This window comes from Sinomonas sp. B1-1 (genome assembly GCF_050474465.1).
In the GTDB taxonomy this organism is placed as follows: domain Bacteria; phylum Actinomycetota; class Actinomycetes; order Actinomycetales; family Micrococcaceae; genus Sinomonas; species Sinomonas flava.
In genome coordinates, this window is the sequence record NZ_JBCHVF010000001.1 from 71,620 (window position 1) to 91,948 (window position 20,329).

Annotated in this window: 18 protein-coding genes; 14 read left to right on the forward strand and 4 right to left on the reverse strand. The window is 70.3% G+C overall.

Features of this window, described 5'->3' with window-relative positions:
* Positions 1–151 precede the first annotated feature (151 nt).
* Together ACQ5BE_RS00340 and ACQ5BE_RS00345 are read left to right on the forward strand one after the other, a co-directional pair.
* Positions 152–877: a lysophospholipid acyltransferase family protein gene (locus ACQ5BE_RS00340; protein ID WP_430295001.1), complete on the forward strand. Its 726-nt coding sequence runs from the start codon at positions 152–154 to the stop codon at positions 875–877.
* A 62-nt stretch (positions 878–939) separates the two neighbouring features.
* Positions 940–2,337: a class II 3-deoxy-7-phosphoheptulonate synthase gene (locus ACQ5BE_RS00345; RefSeq protein WP_344298149.1), complete on the forward strand. Its 1,398-nt coding sequence runs from the start codon at positions 940–942 to the stop codon at positions 2,335–2,337.
* 24 nt (positions 2,338–2,361) lie between these two features.
* Here the strand turns inward: ACQ5BE_RS00345 and pknB are convergent, their stop codons facing one another.
* The gene (gene pknB / locus ACQ5BE_RS00350; protein WP_430295003.1) at positions 2,362–4,341 is read right to left on the reverse strand and encodes a Stk1 family PASTA domain-containing Ser/Thr kinase; all 1,980 of its coding nucleotides are present in this window, start codon (positions 4,339–4,341) and stop codon (positions 2,362–2,364) included.
* Between the two features lie 55 nt (positions 4,342–4,396).
* On the reverse strand, positions 4,397–5,554 hold the full coding sequence (locus ACQ5BE_RS00355; protein WP_430295004.1) for a LysM peptidoglycan-binding domain-containing protein: 1,158 nt from the start codon (positions 5,552–5,554) through the stop codon (positions 4,397–4,399).
* A gap of 229 nt (positions 5,555–5,783) precedes the next feature.
* Here ACQ5BE_RS00355 and ACQ5BE_RS00360 point away from each other — a divergent pair, with 229 nt between their 5' ends.
* Entirely contained in the window at positions 5,784–6,137 is a 354-nt protein-coding gene (locus ACQ5BE_RS00360; protein ID WP_430295005.1) for an Rv2175c family DNA-binding protein, read from the forward strand.
* Between the two features lie 3 nt (positions 6,138–6,140).
* Here the strand turns inward: ACQ5BE_RS00360 and ACQ5BE_RS00365 are convergent, their stop codons facing one another.
* Entirely contained in the window at positions 6,141–7,247 is a 1,107-nt protein-coding gene (locus ACQ5BE_RS00365) for a polyprenyl synthetase family protein (protein ID WP_430295006.1), read from the reverse strand.
* 6 nt (positions 7,248–7,253) lie between these two features.
* Complete coding sequence (locus ACQ5BE_RS00370; RefSeq protein WP_208712338.1) at positions 7,254–7,577, reverse strand: hypothetical protein; 324 nt, start codon at positions 7,575–7,577, stop codon at positions 7,254–7,256.
* Between ACQ5BE_RS00370 and ACQ5BE_RS00375 the strand changes: the two genes are divergently transcribed.
* The 11 genes from ACQ5BE_RS00375 (at position 7,576) to murD (ending at position 20,295) form a co-directional block, all read left to right on the forward strand.
* A complete protein-coding gene (locus tag ACQ5BE_RS00375; RefSeq protein ID WP_344297716.1) occupies positions 7,576–7,863 on the forward strand; it encodes a hypothetical protein in 288 nt (95 codons plus the stop codon). The genes ACQ5BE_RS00370 and ACQ5BE_RS00375 overlap by 2 nt on opposite strands.
* Positions 7,864–7,908: 45 nt before the next feature.
* Positions 7,909–9,144, forward strand: coding sequence for a DNA polymerase IV (gene dinB / locus ACQ5BE_RS00380; RefSeq protein ID WP_430295730.1), 1,236 nt, complete (start codon positions 7,909–7,911; stop codon positions 9,142–9,144).
* Positions 9,145–9,357: 213 nt separating this feature from the next.
* Entirely contained in the window at positions 9,358–9,723 is a 366-nt protein-coding gene (locus ACQ5BE_RS00385; RefSeq protein WP_413250674.1) for a DUF3040 domain-containing protein, read from the forward strand.
* A gap of 471 nt (positions 9,724–10,194) precedes the next feature.
* A complete protein-coding gene (gene mraZ / locus ACQ5BE_RS00390) occupies positions 10,195–10,626 on the forward strand; it encodes a division/cell wall cluster transcriptional repressor MraZ (RefSeq protein WP_413250977.1) in 432 nt (143 codons plus the stop codon).
* A 160-nt stretch (positions 10,627–10,786) separates the two neighbouring features.
* Entirely contained in the window at positions 10,787–11,776 is a 990-nt protein-coding gene (gene rsmH / locus ACQ5BE_RS00395) for a 16S rRNA (cytosine(1402)-N(4))-methyltransferase RsmH (protein WP_430295007.1), read from the forward strand.
* A gap of 2 nt (positions 11,777–11,778) precedes the next feature.
* Positions 11,779–12,450: a hypothetical protein gene (locus tag ACQ5BE_RS00400; RefSeq protein ID WP_430295008.1), complete on the forward strand. Its 672-nt coding sequence runs from the start codon at positions 11,779–11,781 to the stop codon at positions 12,448–12,450.
* Positions 12,451–12,592: 142 nt separating this feature from the next.
* On the forward strand, positions 12,593–14,380 hold the full coding sequence (locus tag ACQ5BE_RS00405; RefSeq protein ID WP_430295732.1) for a peptidoglycan D,D-transpeptidase FtsI family protein: 1,788 nt from the start codon (positions 12,593–12,595) through the stop codon (positions 14,378–14,380).
* Between the two features lie 99 nt (positions 14,381–14,479).
* Positions 14,480–16,162 (forward strand): UDP-N-acetylmuramoyl-L-alanyl-D-glutamate--2,6-diaminopimelate ligase, encoded by a 1,683-nt coding sequence (locus ACQ5BE_RS00410; protein WP_430295733.1) that lies wholly within the window; start codon positions 14,480–14,482, stop codon positions 16,160–16,162.
* Complete coding sequence (locus ACQ5BE_RS00415; RefSeq protein ID WP_430295009.1) at positions 16,159–17,658, forward strand: UDP-N-acetylmuramoyl-tripeptide--D-alanyl-D-alanine ligase; 1,500 nt, start codon at positions 16,159–16,161, stop codon at positions 17,656–17,658. The genes ACQ5BE_RS00410 and ACQ5BE_RS00415 overlap by 4 nt, the downstream gene beginning before the upstream one ends.
* A gap of 1 nt (position 17,659) precedes the next feature.
* On the forward strand, positions 17,660–18,769 hold the full coding sequence (gene mraY / locus ACQ5BE_RS00420; RefSeq protein WP_430295735.1) for a phospho-N-acetylmuramoyl-pentapeptide-transferase: 1,110 nt from the start codon (positions 17,660–17,662) through the stop codon (positions 18,767–18,769).
* Entirely contained in the window at positions 18,766–20,295 is a 1,530-nt protein-coding gene (murD, locus tag ACQ5BE_RS00425) for a UDP-N-acetylmuramoyl-L-alanine--D-glutamate ligase (protein WP_430295010.1), read from the forward strand. Before mraY ends, murD begins: the two co-directional genes overlap by 4 nt.
* The last annotated feature ends 34 nt before the right edge of the window (positions 20,296–20,329 follow it).

The following is a 20,329-nucleotide window of genomic DNA, read 5'->3' on the forward strand; positions in this document are numbered from 1 at the left end:
ATGCCCCGATCACGGCTGGCGCCTCCCGTGGGGCACCCTGTGCGCGTCAGAAGAGACCATGGGTCCATCGTGACACTCCGAGTGTGCGGGTGCACGCGCTCCCGTGACACTACAGTGAGAGCAGCACCGGCCCACGGCGGAAGGCCCATCCTTGGTCTACTGGATCCTGAAGCGGATCTTCATCGGTCCGATCGTCAAGCTGCTCTTCCGTCCCTGGATCAAGGGACTCGCGAACGTTCCCGGCGAGGGGGCCGCCATCCTGGCCTCCAACCACCTCTCGTTCTCCGACTCGATCTTCCTGCCGGTCATGGTCCATCGCCCCGTGGTGTTCCTCGCCAAGCAGGAGTACTTCACCGGCACCGGACTCAAGGGGCGGCTCACGGCGCTGTTCTTCCGGGCGACGAACCAGCTGCCGATGAACCGCTCGGGCGGCGAGGCCTCCACGGCCTCGCTCGACGCCGGGGGCGGCGTGCTGCGCTCGGGCGGGCTCCTCGGCATCTACCCCGAGGGCACCCGGAGCCCGGACGGAAGGCTCTACCGGGGAAAGGTGGGCGTGGCGCGGCTCGCGCTGACGGCCCGGGTCCCCGTGGTCCCGGTGGCCATGATCGGCACCGAGAAGGTCCAGCCGATCGGGCAGCGCTTCCCGTCGATCCGCAGGGTCGGGATCGTGATCGGCCGCCCGCTCGACCTCTCGGAGTTCTACGACAGGGCCGAGGACCGCGGGGTGCAGCGCGAGGTCACCGACCGCATCATGCGCCACATCCAGCAGCTCTCGGCGCAGGAGTACGCGGACGTCTACGCCGCCGTCGTGAAGGCCCAGCTGGCCGAGCAGGCGTCGCATGCGAAGCACCGCACCAGGGGAGGCCACGACGCATAGGCGTCAGGCGCGACGCATAGGGTCCAGGACAGTACCGCGATCCGCGGTGGGACTAACCTTGGATCGTGACTGATCTCTCCGTATCGCCCGCGGCCCGCTTCACCAGCACAGCGCAGAGCGGCGCAGCCGACTACCCCGGCCTCGACAACTGGCGTTCCCTGCCGATCTCCCAGCAGCCCACGTGGGCGGACCCCGGGGCCTTCGACCGCGCGGTCGCCGAACTGTCGATCCTCCCGCCGCTCGTGTTCGCCGGCGAGGTCGACGTCCTGCGGGAGCGGCTCGCGGCCGCCGCCGAGGGGCGCGCGTTCCTGCTCCAGGGCGGCGACTGCGCCGAGACGTTCGGGGCGGCGACTGCCGACAAGATCAGCGCCCGCGTGCGCACCATCCTCCAGATGGCCGTGGTCCTGACGTACGGCGCACAGCTTCCGGTCATCAAGATGGGGCGCATGGCCGGGCAGTTCGCCAAGCCCCGCTCGTCCAACGATGAGACGCGCGACGGCGTGACCCTGCCCGCCTACCGGGGTGACATCGTCAACGGCTACGACTTCACTCCGGAGTCCCGGGCCCACGACGCGAACCGCATGCTCCGCGCCTACCACACCTCGGCCTCGACCCTGAACCTCATCCGGGCCTTCACGCAGGGCGGATTCGCGGACCTGCGCCTCGTCCACATGTGGAACAAGGGCTTCACCGAGAACCCCGCCCACGCCCGCTACGAGTCGCTCGCCCGCGAGATCGACCGGGCGATCAAGTTCATGGACTCCTGCGGCGCGGACTTCGAGGCGCTCAAGCGGGTCGAGTTCTTCGCGAGCCACGAGGCGCTCCTGCTGGACTACGAGCGGCCGCTCACGCGCATCGACTCGCGCACGGGCCTGCCCTACGATACCTCCGCCCACTTCCTCTGGATCGGCGAGCGCACCCGCGAGCTCGACCATGCCCACGTGGACTTCCTCTCGCGGGTCCGCAACCCGATCGGGGTCAAGCTCGGGCCGTCGACCACCGGCGACGACGCCCTGCGCCTCATCGACCGACTCGACCCCGAGCGCGAGCCCGGCCGGCTGACGTTCATCACCCGCATGGGCGCAAAGAACATCCGCGAGAAGCTTCCGCCCGTGATCGAGAAGGTCACCGCCTCCGGCGCGCGGGTCCTCTGGGTCACCGACCCGATGCACGGCAACACGGTCACGAGCCAGAACGGCTACAAGACCCGCCGCTTCGACGACGTGGTGGACGAGGTCCGCGGTTTCTTCGAGGTGCACGAGGCCCTTGGCACGATCCCTGGCGGCCTGCACATGGAGATGACGGGCGACGACGTGGCCGAGTGCCTGGGCGGCTCCGATCCGATCGACGAGGACGCGTTCGCCGACCGCTACGAGTCGGTGTGCGACCCGCGCCTGAACCACATGCAGTCGCTCGAGATGGCCTTCCTCGTAGCGAGCGCCCTCTCCAAGAGGGCCTGAGGGAGGCGGTCCCGGCCAAGCCGCTCAGACGACGGTGAGCGTCACGGTGCTGCCCTCCGGCACGTCCGCGTCCGCAGGGTCCTGGGCGCGGACCGTGCCGAAGAAGCCACCGAGCACCTTCTCGATGCGCACGTCGAAGCCCAGCTTCCTCAACGCGTCAGCGGCCTGGTCGGCCTGCTTTCCCACGTAGTTGGGGACCCTGACCAGCTTGGGGCCCTTGGAGATGGTCAGCGTGACCTTGCCGCCCTTCGTCAGCGCCGTTCCGGCGCCCGGGGACTGGGCGGCCACGGCGCCCTTCGGTATGCTGCGGTCGTTGACCTCGTCTGCGCTCACCACCGGGTCCAGGCCGGCCGCGCGCAGCGCCGCAAGTGCCTCAGACTGGCTCTTGCCGACCACTTGCGGGACCGGGATGGGCTGCGGGCCCTTGGAGACCGTGAGGGCGACGGCGGCGCCCCGCCTCAGCGGGGTGCCGGGACCCGGGTCCTGGGCGGTGACGGTCCCCGCGGCCGCGGTCTCGCTGTAGGCCTCGGTCACCGCGCCGAGAGCCATCTGGGCGCGCGCGATGCTCGCCTTGGCCTCGTCGAGGGAGCGGCCGCGCAGGTCCTCGAGCGGGAACAGCTGCGGTCCCTTCGACACCAGGAGGCTCACGCCCTGGAACCTGCGGATCTCGGTTCCCCCGGGGGGCGTGCTTCCGACGATGAGGCCGGCCGCCACACCGTCGTCGAACACGTCCTGGGTCGAGAAGGCGAGCCCGGCACTGTCGAACAGGGGCGTTGCCTGGGCCACCGTGAGCTCCTTGACGCTTGGCACGGTGGCGGCGGCTCCCGGCCCCACGCCGAAGAACCAGCCGGCGAGGGCGGCGATGAGGGCCAGGACGATGACGATGAGCGCCCAGACCACTCCTCGCCGCCGCCCTCCGGGAGCGAGTGTCTTCGTGGGCGTAGCGGCCGCGGCAGCGGCCTCCCGAGCGGCGTCGCGTTCTCGCTTCCGCGCCTGGCGGGGAGTCGCAGGGGCGGGAACCGCCGCATGCGGCATCACGGTGGTGTGGTTGGCTGACACGGCGCCGATGACCTCGGTCCGCGCCGCCGGAAGGACGTCGGTCCGCGTGGAGCCGGTCTGTGGGAGGTGCTCCGTGGAGCCCGCGCGGAGGTCGAGCTGCGCATCGCTCAGGTGGGTGCGGATGTGCCGGATCTCACCGAGGAGAGCCTCTGCATCGACGGGCCGGTCCTCGGGATCCCTCGCCGCGGCCCACTGCACCAGTTCGTCGAGCTCCGGGGACAGCCCGGGAACGAGCTCGGAGGGGGGCGGCACGTCCGCCGTGAGGTGCTGGTAGGCGATCTGGTCCGGAAGGTCGCCGCGGAACGGCTGGCGTCCCGTGAGGAGCTCGTAGAGCATGATCCCCACGGAGTAGAGGTCGCTGCGGGCGTCGCCCCCAGTGCGCTGTACCAGCTCTGGGGCGATGTACGCCACGGTCCCCAGAGTCAGGCCGGTGCTGGTCGACGCCGTCGCAGCCCGCGCCAGGCCGAAGTCCGCGACCTTGATCTGGCCGGAGTCGCCCAGGAGCACGTTCTCAGGCTTGATGTCGCGGTGCACCAGCCCGGCGGCATGGGCCGCTGCGAGGCCCTCGACGACGGCATAGATGAGCGCGAGGGCCTGCTTCGGGGCGAGCGGGCCGGACTCGTTGAGGAGCTGGCGCAGGTTCCTGCCCGGGACGTACTCCATGACGAGGAAGAAGACGTCCCCGTCGTGCCCGCGGTCCAGCACCGACACGACGTGGGGGTGGGACAGCCGCGCCGCGGCCTTGGCCTCGTGCTCGAGGCGCTCCGCGAAGCTGGGGTCCTGGCTCAGGTGGGGATGGAGGACCTTGAGGGCCACCTCGCGCTCGAGGTTCGTGTCGCTGGCCACGTACACCGTTGCCATGCCGCCGATCGCAAGGCGCGACTCCACGCGGTACCGGCCGCCGACGAGCGAGCCGACGAGCGCGTCGCTCAGCTTTCCGTTCACCCCTCGATCCTATGCCGTGCCCGGCGTCCGGCGGCGGCTGGGCTCGATGGCCGCCTCAGCGGAACGTGTCGCGATGGGACTTGATGGCCGCGACGTACGCCTTCGTGTCGTCGTACATGCCGTGCTTGCTCACGGAGTACTGGCCCTGGTAGTAGCCCGCGATGGCAGTGTCCTCGTCCTTGCTGGTGCGCAGCAGGGCCCGGATGATCGCAATGCCGGCCGTGGCGTTGTCGCGCGGGTCGAGCAGGTTGAGCCTGCGCCCGACGAGGTCCGACGCCCAGGTCCCCGAAGACGGCACGATCTGCATGGCGCCGATCGCGTTGGCAGGGGAGACAGCCCGCTGGCTGAAGCCGGACTCCTGGTACGCGAACGCGAGCGCGAGGGCCGGGTCCACGCCCATGGAGCGCGCGGTGCCAGCGATGATCTGCTTCATCTCCTCCCGCCCCGGCACGGGTGCGGCGTTGAGCAGCCGCTTGTTCTCATTCGCCGAGGCGACGACGGCGTCCGGGTACTTGTAGCCGAGGAACGTGTCGCCGACGAGTGGCTGAGGGGCCGCGGACGATGCCGGCGCGACCGCGGCCGCGGGCTGGGCGGTCCCCGGGATCTGGAGCGGCTTGCCCGCGTAGATGACGCTCGTGAGGCTCAGCCGGTTGGCCGCGAGGAGGTCGCCGATGGGCACGTTGAGCCGCGCGCTGATCCCGTAGAGCGTGTCGCCCGGCTTGATCGTGTAGGTCGTGCCAGCGGCCGTGGAGGGCGCCGGTGCCGGCTGGCGCTGCGCCGCGGGCACCTCCGGTGCTGTGCCCGTGAGCCGGAGCTTCTGCCCGGGGTAGATGACCGTGGAGGGGGTGAGCCTGTTGAGCGCAAGCACATCCGCCACCTTCAGCCCGTACCGTCCTGCGATCGACGTCACCGTGTCGCCGCTGCGGATGGTGTAGTCGCTCGGCGCGGCCGTCTGAGCGGGTGCCTGGGCTGGCGCAAGCCGCGATGGAACGAGGGCTGCGATCTCGGACGCGGGGACGACGGCGGCCTGCTGGCCTGCGCGTTCCATCGCAGCGGAGAGCGCCCCGGGGACGTGCACGGCCGGGGACGCCGAGGCGGGAGCCGCGAGCGCCAAGGACGAGAGTGCGACGGCGGGAAGCACCGCAGTGGTCGCGGCGACGAAGGGGAAGGTGGGCTTGGCAGCGGTCGTGCTGGTCGTGCCTGACGTGCTCATCGGTCGTCCTCCTGGAGCGGCGGATGGTGTGTCACTCCTGTGAAAGGAGGTACACCTGATAAAGACGTTTTGTTTGTGAATTCTCTGACTGATGTTACGGGAGTGACGATTGCGAATCTCTCACGAATTACCAAGCGGCACAAGATAAGGCGTCCCAGGCTAAGGTCGCGGCCCTTTTCGGCGGTGGGGCGACTAGGTGCGCGGCGCCGCGTCATGGCACGCTAATGGCGTGAGTGATATTGAGAACCTGGTGTCGGAATGGCTGCCCCTGCCGGGCGTCGCGGAGCGGCTGGGCTGCACGGTCACCAAGGTGCACGGGCTCCTGGACGAGCGCGCCCTCGTGGCGCTTCGCATCGGCGAGCGGAAGATCCGATCGGTCCCCGCCCTCTTCCTGGAGGGGGACCACGTAGTGGACAGCCTCAAGGGCACGATCGCCGTCCTGGCGGACGCCGGCTTCAGTGACGAGGAACTCGTCGCCTGGCTCTACACGCCGGACGAGTCCCTCCGCGGCCGCCCGATCGACGCGCTGCGCGAAGGCCGCAAGACCGAGATCCGGCGCCGGGCCCAGATCCTGGCCTGGTAGGCGTCAGGAAGCCCTGCGGACCGCGGCGCGCCCGAGCGCCTCGAGTGCGCCGCGGACCAGGCCGTCCAAAGGGAGCCTGTCGAGTGCCGAGAAGGCGCGCTCGGCCAGTTCGTCGATGAGCCGCTCGGTGGACTCCAGGGCTCCCGTGGCCGCGACCACGTCGCGGAGCCGGTCGACCTCGGCGAGGGTGAGGGACGCGTTGCCGAGCCCGTGCTCGAGCTCCGTGCGGGCGGCCTCGCCCCCCGCATCGAGGGCGAGGGCGACCAGCACGGTCCGCTTTCCCTCCCGGAGGTCGTCCCCGGCGGGTTTGCCTGTAGTGAGAGGGTCCCCGAAGACGCCCAGGACGTCGTCGCGCAGCTGGAACGCCTCCCCGAGCGGCAGGGAGAACTCCGAGTAGCCCCGCAGCAGGGCCTCGTCCGCCCCGGCGAGCGCGCCGCCGATCCCGAGGGGATGCTCCGTGGAGTACTTCGCAGACTTGTAGCGGATCACCGTCCGGGCCCGCTGCACGGCATCCTCACGCGGCCGGACCGGCCCGGCGACCTCCTCGAGCACGTCGAGGTACTGGCCGGCCATCACCTCCGCCCTCATCGCGTTGAAGAGGCGCCGCGCGGACGAGCCCGACGCCGCCGCCAGGCCCACCGCCGTGAAGGCCTCTTCGCTGAAGGACAGGCACAGGTCGCCCGTGAGGATCGCGGCGGCCTGGCCGAAGCGCTCGGGGTCAAGCGCCCATCCCGAGTCCCCGTGCAGGTTCGAGAAGCGGCGGTGCACGCTCGGGGCACCGCGCCGGGTGTCCGAACGGTCGATGATGTCGTCATGGATGAGGGCCGCGGCCTGGAACAGCTCGAGCGCCGCGCCCGCCCGGACGGGTTCCGCGGCGAGCTCCGCGCCCCCGGCGCCCCGCCACCCCCAGTAGGAGAGCATGGCCCGCAGCCGCTTCCCGCCGGCCACGAGACCCGAGATGGCGTCCATGAGCGGCGCGACATCACCGGACACGCCGGCCATGCTCTGCCGCTGCTCTTCGAGGAAGGCGCCGAGCTCGGCATTCAGTGCTTCGCGGTAGCGCGCCTGCTCGGCCTCGTGGACGGCGGGAGCGGTGCTGGGCTTCTGCATGTGGGCCTACTTGAACGCCGACTGGTTCACAGAGATGCCCACCGTGGCGACAGCCTGGCCGTTCGCCGTCACGACAGTGATGGTCGCGGTCTCCTTGCCGCCCGAACGGACGAAGTCCCGCACCAGTGTCCCTGCGGCGGCGAGGGCCGACGCGGTCCCCGCCGAGGCGCTGGCCGCCGGCACGGCGGTGAAGCCCTGCCGCGTGAGCTCCTGCGTGTAGTACTCGAGCATCTCGTTCGCCGAGGACTTGCTGCTGCCGGCGACGAGGGACGCGACGGCTGGGTCCGTCGAGCCGTCGAAGCTCGTCGCCAGGGGGGTCGCACCGGGCATGAGCGGGATGAGCTGGGACGGGAAGCCGGGCGCAATCGCACTCACGGTCGCGCTCGGCGTCGTGCTCGCTGAAGGCGAGGCGGACGACGACGGCGACGCAGCCGAGGCCGAGGGGCTCGCTGTCGCGGAGGTGCTCGAGGAGCTGCCCCCTGCCTGCGCCCCCGTCGAGCAGCCCGCGAGCGCGAGTGCTGCCGACGTGCAGACGCCTGCCCAGACGAGTCCGATCTTCCTGCCGGTTGTGATCACCGTGTCCCTCTCTTCAGCTGTCAGGTCCCGCCCAGTCTAGTCGGCGGCCACGCTCCGCCCGGCCTACGATGGGTCAGTGGAGACGCTGGGAGAAGCCCCCCGGGGCGAGCCGCTCGAGTCCCAGCGGCAGCGCGGGATCCTCCACGTGGACATGGATGCCTTCTTCGTCGCGGTGGAGCAGCGCGAGCGCCCCGAGCTGCGCGGCCGCCGCGTGATCGTCGGCTTTCCCGCGGAGCGCTCGGTCGTCCTGTCCGCGAGCTACGAGGCACGGGCGTTCGGCATCCGCAGCGCGATGCCGATGTCCGCAGCGCTGCGGCAGTGTCCGGACGCGATCGTGGTGGAGCCGCGCCACCGCCTCTACTACGCGGTCTCCGCGCAGCTCATGGGCATCTTCCGGGACTTCACCGACCTCGTGGAGCCGCTGAGCGTCGACGAGGCCTTCCTCGACGTCTCCGGTGCCGTGCGCCGCCTGGGGCCGCCCGAGCGCATTGCGGCGATGGTGAAGGAGCGGATTCGCGCCGAACTCGGCATCACGGCCTCGGTCGGGGTCGCAGCCACGAAGTTCGTGGCGAAGATTGCCTCGGCACGGTCCAAGCCGGACGGCCTCCTCGTCATCAGGCCGGAGAGGACCATCGAGTTCCTCCACTCCCTGCCCGTCGGAGCGTTGTGGGGAATCGGGGGAAAGACGCGCGAGGTCCTCGCGCGCTTCGGGATCCACACCGTCGAGGATCTGGCGCACACCCCCGAGTCGACCCTCAAGCGCGTGCTCGGCGCCTCGGGCCTCCACGCGAGGCAGCTCAGCTGGGGCATCGATGCCCGGCCCGTCACGCCGGTCCGGCTCGAGAAGAGCCTGGGCGCCGAGGAGACGTTCGCGGTCGACGTGTGGGACGACGGCGACCTGCACCGGGAGCTCCTGCGGCTCGCCCACCGCGTCGCAGGACGACTGCGCGCCGGTGGTCTCGCGGCGGGGACGGTGGCGCTCAAGCTGCGCTACTCCGACTTCTCGACACTCAGCCGCTCCCACACCCTGAGCGTGCCGACTGACAGCGCACAGCAGCTCTACTCTGCAGCGCGGACGCTGCTCGGGGGTCTAGGCCCGCGGCCCTTGGCCGTCCGCCTCATCGGCATCCGGGGGGAGCGGCTCGCCGCCTCGGCGGGGTCCCCTCGGCAGCTGAGCCTCGACCGGTCGGAGGACAACTGGCGCACCGCCGAGCAGGCGCTGGATCGGGTCAGCGAGAAGTTCGGTTCCGGTGCCCTGCGGCCGGCGCGCCTCCTGGCGGCTCCCGATCCGCCCGAAGCCCGCCCACGCGAGGGTGACTAGCTCGGCCCGCGGGTGGGTATCAAGTCTCTGTTGGAACCTACTGGGACGTTCTATCCTTAAAGGACCTCGAATATTGGTTGCAGTGAGTCGGCTGGAGGTTCCCGGTGGGCGGTCGGGTCCGCATCGGCTCGTCCGGCAGGGAACCCAACACCGGATCAGTGCGTTGATGCAGTTGATGGGGCCGTCATCGGCTGTATGCGTGAAGGAGTCGCCATGCCTCTGTCGGAGCACGAACAGAAGATGCTGGAGCAGCTTGAGAAGCAGCTCCATGAGGAGGACCCGAAGTTTGCGGACTCCATGGGCGCGGATGCCCTCCGGACCTTCTCGACGAAGCACATCGTGCTCGGGGTCCTGGGGGTCATCGTCGGCATCCTGGTGCTGCTCCTCGGGGTGAATCTGCAGAACATCTTCGTGGGGGTTCTCGGATTCCTGCTCATGGGAGCCAGCGTCTATTACGGCACCCTGCGTCGGCCCGGGCGGCGACGCAGCGGCCCGGGAGCGTCCAAGAGGACTCGGAACGGCGGGTTCCTGCAGCGGCTTGAGGCCCAGTGGGACGAGCGTCGCCGGGACGAGGCCTGACCCGAGCGACTCCCTGCATGCGGCCGATGGTGCATGCCTACACGCAGTTCGACCTGACTCCTGACTGCCTGGCCTGTTTCCTTACTGCCTGACGCACGCGGTGAACGAGCGCCCCGGACCTGATCGGTCCGGGGCGCTTCTGCGCGCACTCCGCGACCCCTCCACTTTGCTCCCCCCAGGTGCCGGCACCCGCTCGGAGCGGGCTGCCCGGTGGCCTAAACCGATGCTCAGGGCCGTTGGCGGCTCCGCGGCCCCCCACCGCCCTCCACCTGCTGCCAGGCCCGCGCCGCCATCCGTCGCTGCCCGGAATCCCCGAGATTCCGGGCTTTTCTGCGCGAGTTATTTGCACGCTTGGTGCGACATCCGTGTCGCTCCTCGTTGACGGGGGAGGGGAGTGGAGTAAAGTGGGGGATGTTGGAGGGAAGTGGCGGATAGGGACGTTCAGCCTCGAACGGACGGGTGGTGGTGCCGGTGTTGCTCGGTACGTATTCGCCGCGTCTGGACGAGAAGGGGCGCCTGATCCTCCCGGCCAAGTACAGGGACGAACTGGCCGAAGGGCTGGTTCTGACCAGGGGCCAGGAGCGCTGCATCTACGTCTTCAGCCAGAAGGAGTTCGAGAGAGTCCACGAGCAGATGCGGGAAGCCCCTATCTCCTCCCGCCAGGCGCGTGACTACTTGAGGGTCTTCCTGTCTGGGGCCTCCGACGAGGTGCCTGACAAGCAGGGGCGCGTCACGATCCCCCCGAACCTGCGGAAGTACGCGGGTCTGGACCGGGACCTCGCCGTGATCGGCGTGGGGACCCGGGCGGAGATCTGGGACGCCCAGGCCTGGGAGGACTACCTGGCCGAGAAGGAATCCGCCTTCTCGGAGACCGACGACGACGCAATACCCGGGATCCTCTGAATCCCCCGGCGGGCTGAGATCTCCAGCCGCCCGGACGCCCTCCTGGCTCTCCTTCCCCGGAGCCAGGCGGCGATACCGGCGCGGAGGGGGATCTGGGCTCCGCCGGAGCCCGGCCACCGGCCAGCACTGCACGTACGAACCACGACGGAAGGAGCGACGGGTGCCGCAGCACGAGGACAGGCCCACGTCCGAGCGCCACGTTCCAGTGCTCCTCGATCGCTGCGTGAACCTGCTCGCGGGGGGCATCGAGGCCGCGCACGACGCCGGTCGCTCACCTGTTGTCGTCGACGCGACCTTGGGCATGGGCGGGCACAGCGAGGCCATCCTGGCGCGCTTCCCGGACGTGACGCTCGTCGGTGTCGACCGCGATGAGCAGGCGCTCGCCCTCGCCGGGGCCAGGCTGGCTCCCTTCGGCGCGCGCGCCCGGCTCGTCCACGCGGTCTACGACGAGATCCCCGAGGTGCTCGACAGCGTGGGCCTTCCCGGGGCGGACGGCATCCTCATGGACCTCGGGGTGTCCTCCCTCCAGCTCGACGAGCGCGAGCGTGGCTTCGCCTACTCCTACGACGCTCCGCTGGATATGAGGATGGACACGAGCCGCGGCCACACCGCGGCGGACGTCGTGAACACCTACAGCGTGGAAGACCTGACCCGCATCATCCGGGCGTGGGGCGAGGAGAAGTTCGCGGGCCGGATCGCCCGGAACATCGTCGCGGTGCGGGCCGGGAAGCCCATCGAGACCACGGGCGAGCTCGTCGAGGCGATCCGCGCCGTCGTGCCGGCGGCTGCCGCCCGCTCAGGCGGCCATCCCGCCAAGCGGACCTTCCAGGCCCTGCGCATCGAGGTCAACGAGGAACTCGACGTGCTCGAACGCGCTGTCCCCGCCGCCGTCGATTCCCTGCGGCTCGGCGGCCGGATTGTCGTGATGAGCTACCACTCGCTCGAGGACAAGATCGTCAAGGCAGCCCTGCAGGCGCGCAGCCGCTCGTCGGCGCCTCCGGGCTTCCCTGTGGAGCTCGAGGAGCACAAGCCAGAGCTGAAGATCCTGACGAAGGGAACCGAAGTGCCCACCGCCGAGGAGATTGCAGAGAACCCGCGGGCTGCGTCGGCCCGCCTGCGGGCAGCACAGCGCATCAGGGAGAGGAGCTGACGATGAGCGCAGCACAGCGGAAGACGGCGGTTGCGGGCACCTCAGCGCTTGCGTTCCCCGCATCCACCAAGCCTCAGGCTCCGTCGCGGAGGGCGCCGCTTGCGGTCGTGCGCACCCTTCCCGCGCGCCGCAGGGCGCCGTTCGCGATCTTCTGCCTGGGCGTCCTCGCCGCGGCACTCGTGACTGTCCTCATCCTGAACATCTCGGTCTCGACCGGGCAGTACCAGCTCGTCCAGCTCCGGAATGAGCAGCTGACCCTCCAGAAGCAGAACCAGGACCTGACACAGCGTGTCCAGAACTACGAGGCTCCCCAGAATCTGGCTGCGCGTGCGGCACAGTTGGGTATGGTCGCATCGACGTCGAAGGGGCAGATTGACCTGAAGACGCTCGCGGTCACGGGGGAGGCCAAGGCCGCGCAGAAGGGTGGCAGCCAGATCGCCGCGATTGCGGCACCGGCCGTCCCTGGGCAGATTGCGGTCACCCCGGCGCCGGACAGCAAGGACCCGCTCGAGGCCCGGGCTGCCGCGAACGCTGCGGCCTCCGGGACCGCCGCGGCACCCGGCGCAGACAAGGCTGCTGCGGACAAGGCTGCTGCGGAGAAGGCGGCCGCTGCGGCCAAGGCCCTCAACGGCGGCAGCATTCCGGCGCCGGCCCAGCGCGAACCCACGCGCTAGGCCAAGGCAGCCGGCAACCCCGGCCGGCTCGGCAACCCCGGCCGGCCCGAGAGAACGGAAGCCGAGGAAGAGCGTGGCATCGAGCAGCAGGCCGACGGGTCGGAACGCACCGAGCGGTGCGGCACCCCGGGAAGGCGTCGGGATCGCGAAGCGCGCGGCGAAGGGAGCCCTGCGGCTGCGGCTCGGCCTGGCGGTCATGCTCGCCTTCCTCGTGGTGCTCGGGGGCAGGCTCGTGCTCGTCCAGGGCTTCGATGTCGGCGGCCTGGCCGAGGCGGCCCTGAACAAGCGCCTCCAGACCACGGTGCTCCCAGCCCAGCGCGGGCAGATCGTCGACTCGCGCGGCACCGTCCTGGCCACCAGCGTCATCCGCTACAACATCACGGTCGACCAGAGGCTTGCATCGGCGCCTGACTTCACGGAGATCGAGCGCCGCGTCGACAACCCCGACGGCGGCTGGAAGATCGTCAAGGTCTCCCGAGACCAGGCGCTGCAGGAACTCGCCGACGCGCTCGGGAAGCCGGTGGCGGACGTCTCGGCCGCGATCACCGGCGACAAGCCGTTCAACTACGTCGCGCGGAACGTCACGCCGGACACTGAGGACCGGGTGATGGCCGTCGGCTTCCCCGGGATCCTCTCCGAGGGCGTGACCCAGCGCGTGTACCCGAACGGAGCGGTGGGCGGCAACGTCGTCGGCTTCCTCGGCTCCGATGGCAGCGCCCTCGCCGGAGTCGAGCAGACCCAGGACGGCGAGCTGACCGGCAAGGACGGCTCGCGCGTCTACGAGATCGGCGCCGACGGGCTCCGCATCCCGGTGGCGACCGACAAGCTGACGGAAGCGGAGGACGGCAAGACGGTCCGGCTCACGCTCAACTCCGACCTCCAGTACTTCGCCCAGCAGGCCATCCAGACCCAGACGAACAAGTACAGCGCGGAGTGGGGCATCGCGATCGTCATGGATGCCAAGACGGGCAACATCCTCGCCATGGCCGACTCGAACTCGGTCGACCCCAACGACCCCGGCAAGACAGCGGCCAAGGATCGGGGGGCCCGAGCCGTCTCGGCCGCGTACGAGCCGGGCTCGGTGCAGAAGACCCTCACGCTCGCCGCCCTCATCGAGGAGGGCAAAGCGAACCCGCTGAGCCGGTACACGATCCCGCCCACCTACACGATTGACGGCGAGACCTTCGCCGACGCCTTCACACACGGCACCGAGCAGCGGACGCTCGCCGGCATCCTCGGGTACTCGATGAACACCGGAACCGTGATGGCAGGCAAGGAGCTCTCACCGCAGCAGCGCTACGACTGGTTCAGCAGGTTCGGGATCGGCCAGCCGGTGGACATCGGGCTCCCCGGCGAAGCGCAGGGCATCCTGCACACCCCCGATGAATGGGACACCCGCCAGCAGTACACGGTCCTGTTCGGGCAAGGCGTCACCCAGTCCACGCTGCAGACCGTGCGGGCCTATCAGGCCATCGCGAACAACGGTTCCATGCTCCAGCCACGCCTCATCGACGCGTATGTGGACAAGGATGGGCACACCGAGTCGCCGCAGGCGGCGGCGCCCACCCAAGTGGTCAGCAGGGACACCGCGCAGCAGGTCAAGGACATGCTGGAGAGCGACGTGACCGAGGGCGAGGTCAAGCCCGCCGCGATCGACGGCTACCGGGTGGGAGCGAAGACGGGGACCTCGGAAGCTCCCCGCGAGGATGGGGTGCCGGGCTACAGCGGCGTCACGTCGTCCCTGGTGGGCATGGCGCCGATGGAGGACCCAAGGTTCGTCGTCGCCGTCGTGATCCAGAGGCCCAAGGGCGACATCTTCGGCATCGGCAACGCGGACGTCTTCCGCTCCGTGATGAGCCAGGCCCTCCGGCTGTACAACGTCCCGCCGTCCACTGGCACCCCTGCGCGGCTTCCCCAGTACGCGCAGTGAGCGGCCCGGTTCCTGCGGCCGGCGGCCGACGGCGGACGCGTCCGAGCGACTACAGTTGGAGACTCCCGAGCAGTGAAGGTAAACGTGAGCGAGCAGCCCATGCCCACGGGCAGGAAGCCCATTCCAGGCGACTCCCAGCCGGGAGGCGACACCCAGCAGCGCGCCCAGTCCCCGCGTGACCAGGCGGCCGCGTTCCGGCCGGCCAGGGTGGCGCCGATTCCCCTCACCCAGATCGCCCGGCTCCTGGGGCTCCCCGAGGAGACGATCGACCCTGAGGTGGAAGTCACGGGCGCGAGCCTCGACTCGCGGGCAGTGCTCCCGGGCGATCTCTACTTCGCGCTGCCCGGCGCGACCCGCCACGGCGCCGACTTCGCCCACCAGGCGGTCGACGCCGGCGCAGTCGCGGTCCTGACCGACGACCAGGGCGCACGGCAGCTCGCCCTCGACGACGCCCTCGAGCGCGTCCCGGTCCTGGTCCTCGACCGGCCCCGCGCGGCCGTCGGTCCGGTCTCCGCACGGGTTTACCGCAGTCAGGACTCCGGCGATCCCATGCTCCTGATCGGCGTCACCGGGACCAACGGCAAGACGACCACGACCTACTTCGCCAACGCCCTCCTGAGCGCCTTGGGCCACCGCACCGGGCTCATCGGGACGATCGAGATCTCGGCCGGCGGAACGCCGATCCCCAGCCGCCTCACGACCCCCGAGTCGACCGACGTGCACGCGCTCCTCGCCCTGATGCGGGAACGCGGGGTCACTGCGGCGTCGATGGAAGTCTCGTCCCACGCCATCGAGTTCGGCCGGGTGGACGGCGTGCGGTACAGCGCCGTCGGATTCTCCAACCTCACGCAGGACCATCTCGACCTCCACGGCACCATGGAGGAGTACTTCCTGGCCAAGGCGGCCCTGTTCACACCCGAACGCGCCGCCCGGGCGGTGGTGACGGTCGACGACGCGTGGGGACGCCGCCTCGCCGCTGAAGCACCGATCCCGGTCACCACGCTGAGCGTCTCGCCCGACATCCCGGGCACCGGCGCCGACTGGACCGTCGCCGCGGTGCAGCGCCGGGGACTCGGGACAGCCTTCGAGCTGCGCCACCGGGACGGCGACACCCTGCGGGCCCACACGGGCCTTCCGGGGGGTTTCAATGTGGCCAATGCCGCGCTTGCGACCCTGCTGGTGGTCTCCGCGGGAGCAGCCCTGGCGGACGTCCAGTCTGCGCTCGACGCCGCGGACCCGTTCTCGGTCGACGTACCCGGCCGCATGCAGCTCGTGGGAACCGAGCCCGCCGCCGTCGTGGACTTCGCCCACAACCCGGATGCCCTCGAACGGGCGCTCGAGGCCGTGCGCCCGGCCGCCCCCGGCCGCCTCATCGTCGTCTTCGGCGCGACCGGGCAGCGCGATGTGGGCAAGCGCCCCATCATGGGCGCGGTCGCAGCGCGCGGCGCCGACGTCGTCGTCGTCACGGACGACGACCCCCACGACGAGGACGCAGCGGGGATCCGCGCAGAGGTCCTCGAGGGCGCGCGGGCCGAGGACAGCGCCCATGGTCTGGGCCGCCGGATCGACGAAGTGGCGCCTCGCGCCGAGGCGATCCGGCACGCCGTCTCGCTTGCGGCGCGTCAGGACGTCATCCTCGTCGCAGGGCGCGGCCATGAGACCGTCCAAGAGGTGAGCGGGGTGGACCACGCCCTCGACGACCGCACCGAACTGCGGGCCGCCATGGTCGCGCACGGATTCACCGCGGTGGGTGCCGAGCCTATAGAGTCCGGTAAGGAATGATTGACTTCACTGCGGCGCAGATCGCCGAGATCACCGGCGGTCGCCTTGTAGGCGACCCAAGCACTGTCCCCCTTTCCGTCGTCACTGATTCGCGCGAGGCCACACCGGGCGCGCTCTACGTGGCCAAGCCCGGCGAGACCGCAGACGGCCACGCCTTCATCGGGGCGGCCTTCGCAGCGGGCGCCGTGCTCGCCCTGTGCGAGCGGGAGGTGTCCGACTCCTCGGGCGCTTCCTTCCCCTGCGTGGTGGTTCCCGACGCCGTGCTCGCCATGGGAGCGCTTGCCCGCGAGGCGGTCCGGCGCATCAGGGCCGCGAGGGCCGCTCGCGGCGAGCAGCTCACCGTCGTGGGCATCACGGGTTCGGCGGGCAAGACGACCACGAAGGACCTTGTCGCCGGCATCTTCCGTTCCACCTCCGAGGGCTCGGCCACGCCGTCCTCGACGGTGTCCCCCCAGGGGTCGTACAACGGCGAGGTCGGCGTGCCGCTCACGGTCTTCCGAGCGGACGAGCGGACCCGCTACCTCGTCATCGAGATGGGCGCGACCGGCATCGGCCACATCGAGTACCTGGCGCAGATGGTCAAGCCGGACATCGGCGTCGTCCTGTTCGTGGGCACGGCCCACGCCGGGGAGTTCGGCGGCGTCGAGAACATCGCGTTGGCCAAGGGCGAGCTTGTCGAGGCGCTCGCTCCCGAGGGCACGGCCGTGATCAACATCGACGACGCGCGGGTGCGTGCGATGGTGTCCCGGACCGCCGCCCGTCTGGTCCTCTTCACCCAGCACCCCGAGAACGCCGCAGAGTGGTCGGCCCGCGGGACGGTCGTCGCCGCGCACGGCGTGACGGTCGACGCCGGGGGCTCTCCGGCATTCGACCTGGCAGTGGGCGCGGAGGAGCGCGTGCACGTGGCCAGCAGGCTCATCGGCGCGCACCACACGTCCAACCTGCTTGCGGCCGCGTCCGCGGCGTATGCCGCGGGCGTCCCTGTGGCGACGATTGCGGCCTCCCTGTCCGCCCAGGGCCCGGGAAGCCGCTGGCGCATGGAGCGCACCGAGCGCGCGGACGGCGTCACAGTCATCAACGACGCCTACAACGCGAACCCCGAGTCCATGCGCGCCGCGCTCCAGACCCTCGCGGATCTGGGCCGGGGGCGCCGCACATGGGCGGTCCTGGGCGCCATGCTCGAGCTCGGCGAGGAGTCCATCCCCGCGCACACCGCAGTCGGGACGCTCGTCGTGCGGCTCAACATCGACCGCCTCGTGGTGGTCGGCCGGGAGGCGCGCCCCCTGTACGTCTCGGCCGTGAACGAGGGCTCGTGGGGGGATGAGTGCACGTTCGTCGAGGACTCGGACGCGGCCTTCGAGCTCCTCGAGCGCGAGCTCGAACCCGGTGACCTCGTCCTCTTCAAGTCGTCCAACGGCGTCGGCCTGCGGCACCTCGGCGATCGGATAGCATTGGCCGGGCATGGCCGGGCCCACGACACCCAGGATCGAGGCTGACGTGATCTCACTGCTGATCGGCTCCGGCCTGGCCCTCGTCTTCGGCCTCGTCGGAACGCCCCTGTTCATCCGGCTCCTCGTGCGGAAGGGCTACGGGCAGTTCATCCGGGACGACGGGCCCACCACCCACCACACCAAGCGCGGCACCCCCACCATGGGCGGCGCGGTGTTCGTGCTGGCGTCCGTGGTCGCGTACTACCTCACGCACCTCCTCAGCTGGCTCATGAACCCGGGCAGCACGGGGCCGAGCATCTCCGCCGCGCTCCTGCTGTTCCTCATGGTCGGCATGGGCCTCGTGGGCTTCCTCGACGACTTCATCAAGATCTCGAAGCAGAGGAGCCTCGGGCTGTCCGCGCGGGCCAAGCTCATAGGACAGGGACTCGTGGGCGTCGTCTTCGCACTCCTCGTGCTCCAGTTCCCCGACAGCAGGGGCCTCACGCCGGCATCGACGCACATCTCGTTCCTCAGGGACGTCCCCTGGCTGGACCTCGCGTTCGGCGGGACGGTCCTCGGCGCGATCCTCTTCGTGATCTGGTCCAACCTCATCGTCACGGCCGCGAGCAACGGGGTGAACCTGACGGATGGACTCGACGGCCTCGCCGCGGGCGCCGCGATCATGGTCTTCGGCGCGTACACGCTCATCGGGATCTGGCAGAGCAACCAGGCATGCGACTCCCCGCGCGTCGCGGGAAGCGTCTGCTATGAGACCCGTGATCCCCTGGACCTCGCGCTCCTCGCGGCCATCATGAGCTCGGCGCTGGTCGGCTTCCTGTGGTGGAACACGTCGCCGGCCAAGATCTTCATGGGGGACACGGGCTCGCTCGCCATCGGTGCGGCGGTCGCCGGTTTCGCCATCCTTACCCGCACCCAGGTGCTGCTCGGCATCATCGGCGGCCTCTTCGTGCTCATCACCCTTTCGGTGATCCTGCAGGTCGGGTACTTCAAGGCCACGCACGGGAAGCGCCTCTTCAAGATGGCGCCCCTGCAGCATCACTTCGAACTCAAGGGCTGGGCCGAAGTGACGGTCGTGGTCCGCTTCTGGATCCTCGCCGGGCTCTGCGTTGCCGGAGGCCTGGCCGTCTTCTATGCAGAGTGGGTGGCAGGACTGTGACACGGACTTCCTCTGAATCGGCCGAGCGGCTCGCGTCCTTGACCTCGTGGGACGCCGACTGGTCGGGCCTGCGGGTCGTCGTCGCCGGCATCGGCGTCTCGGGCTTTGCCGCGGCGGACACGCTCATCGAGCTGGGAGCCTCCGTCGTCGTCGTCGACGCGGCGACGAGCGAACGCGCCCACGCACAGGCGGAGACGCTGCGGATCGTCGGCGCGGAGGACGTCCTCCTCGGCCCCGATGCCGTCGGACGGCTCCCGAAGGTCGACGGCGCGTGGCCGGAGCTCGTCGTGACGTCGCCCGGGTGGCGTCCCGACCAGGCCATGCTCGCCGAGGCCGCCCGCCGCGACATCGCGGTATGGGGCGACGTCGAGCTCGCGTGGCGGGTGCGGACGCGCCGCGGCAGGAAGACGGCCGACTGGCTCACGATCACCGGGACCAACGGCAAGACGACGACGGTGGGCATGGCTGAGTCGATGCTTCTCGCCGCAGGGCTCAAGGCCGTGGCCGTGGGCAACGTCGGCAAGCCGATCCTCGATGCGATCCGCGAGCCCGTCGAGTACGACGCGTTCGCGGTGGAGCTCTCGAGCTTCCAGCTGCACTGGGCCAATTCCCTCTCGCCGGTCGCGTCAGTGGTGCTCAACGTCGCCGAGGACCACGTCGACTGGCACGGGTCCTATGAGAGCTACCTGGCGGACAAGGCCCGCGTCTACGCGAACACGCAGAAGGCCTGCATCTACAACGCCGAGCAGATCGAGACGGAGCGCATGGTCGAGGACGCCGACGTCGTGGAGGGCTGCCGCGCCGTCGGGTTCACCACCCAGACCCCGGCGGTGAGCATGCTGGGCGTCGTCGACGGGCTCCTCGTGGACCGGGCGTTCATCGAAGAGCGCCGCGACCACGCTGCCGAACTCGGCGCGATCACTGACATCGGGCCGGTGGCCCCGCGGCACATGGTCGCCAACGCGCTTGCCGCCGCGGCGCTCGTGCGGGCGTACGGTGTCGAGCCGGCCGCGATCAAGCGCGGCCTCCAGTCCTACATGCCCGGCGACCACCGCATCCAGAAGGTCGCCGAGGCGGCCGGGGTCACGTGGGTCAACGACTCCAAAGCGACCAACCCGCACGCGGCGTCGGCCTCGCTCGCATCCTTCGCCAGCGTCGTGTGGATCGCAGGCGGCCTCTCGAAGGGAGTCGCCTACGACCAGCTCGTCGCGGAGCACGCGCGGCGCCTCAAGGCGGTGGTCCTCATCGGCGCGGACAGCTCCGAACTCGCCGAGGCTCTCGCGCGACACGCGCCCAGCGTCCCCGTCCTGCCCGTCCCGGCACGGGAGACTGGAGGAAACGGCGGTGCCATCGCCGGCGACGAGGTCATGGCCCAGGCCGTGGCCCTCGCTGCAGAGCGTGCGGCCGACGGCGATACGGTGCTGATGGCCCCCGCGGCGGCGTCGATGGACCAGTTCGACTCGTATGCGCACCGGGGCTCAGCATTCATGGTGGCCGTGCGGGAGCATCTCTCCAAGCATGGCTGAGCCTGAGGCAGGAACGTAGAAGGACGGAGCACGG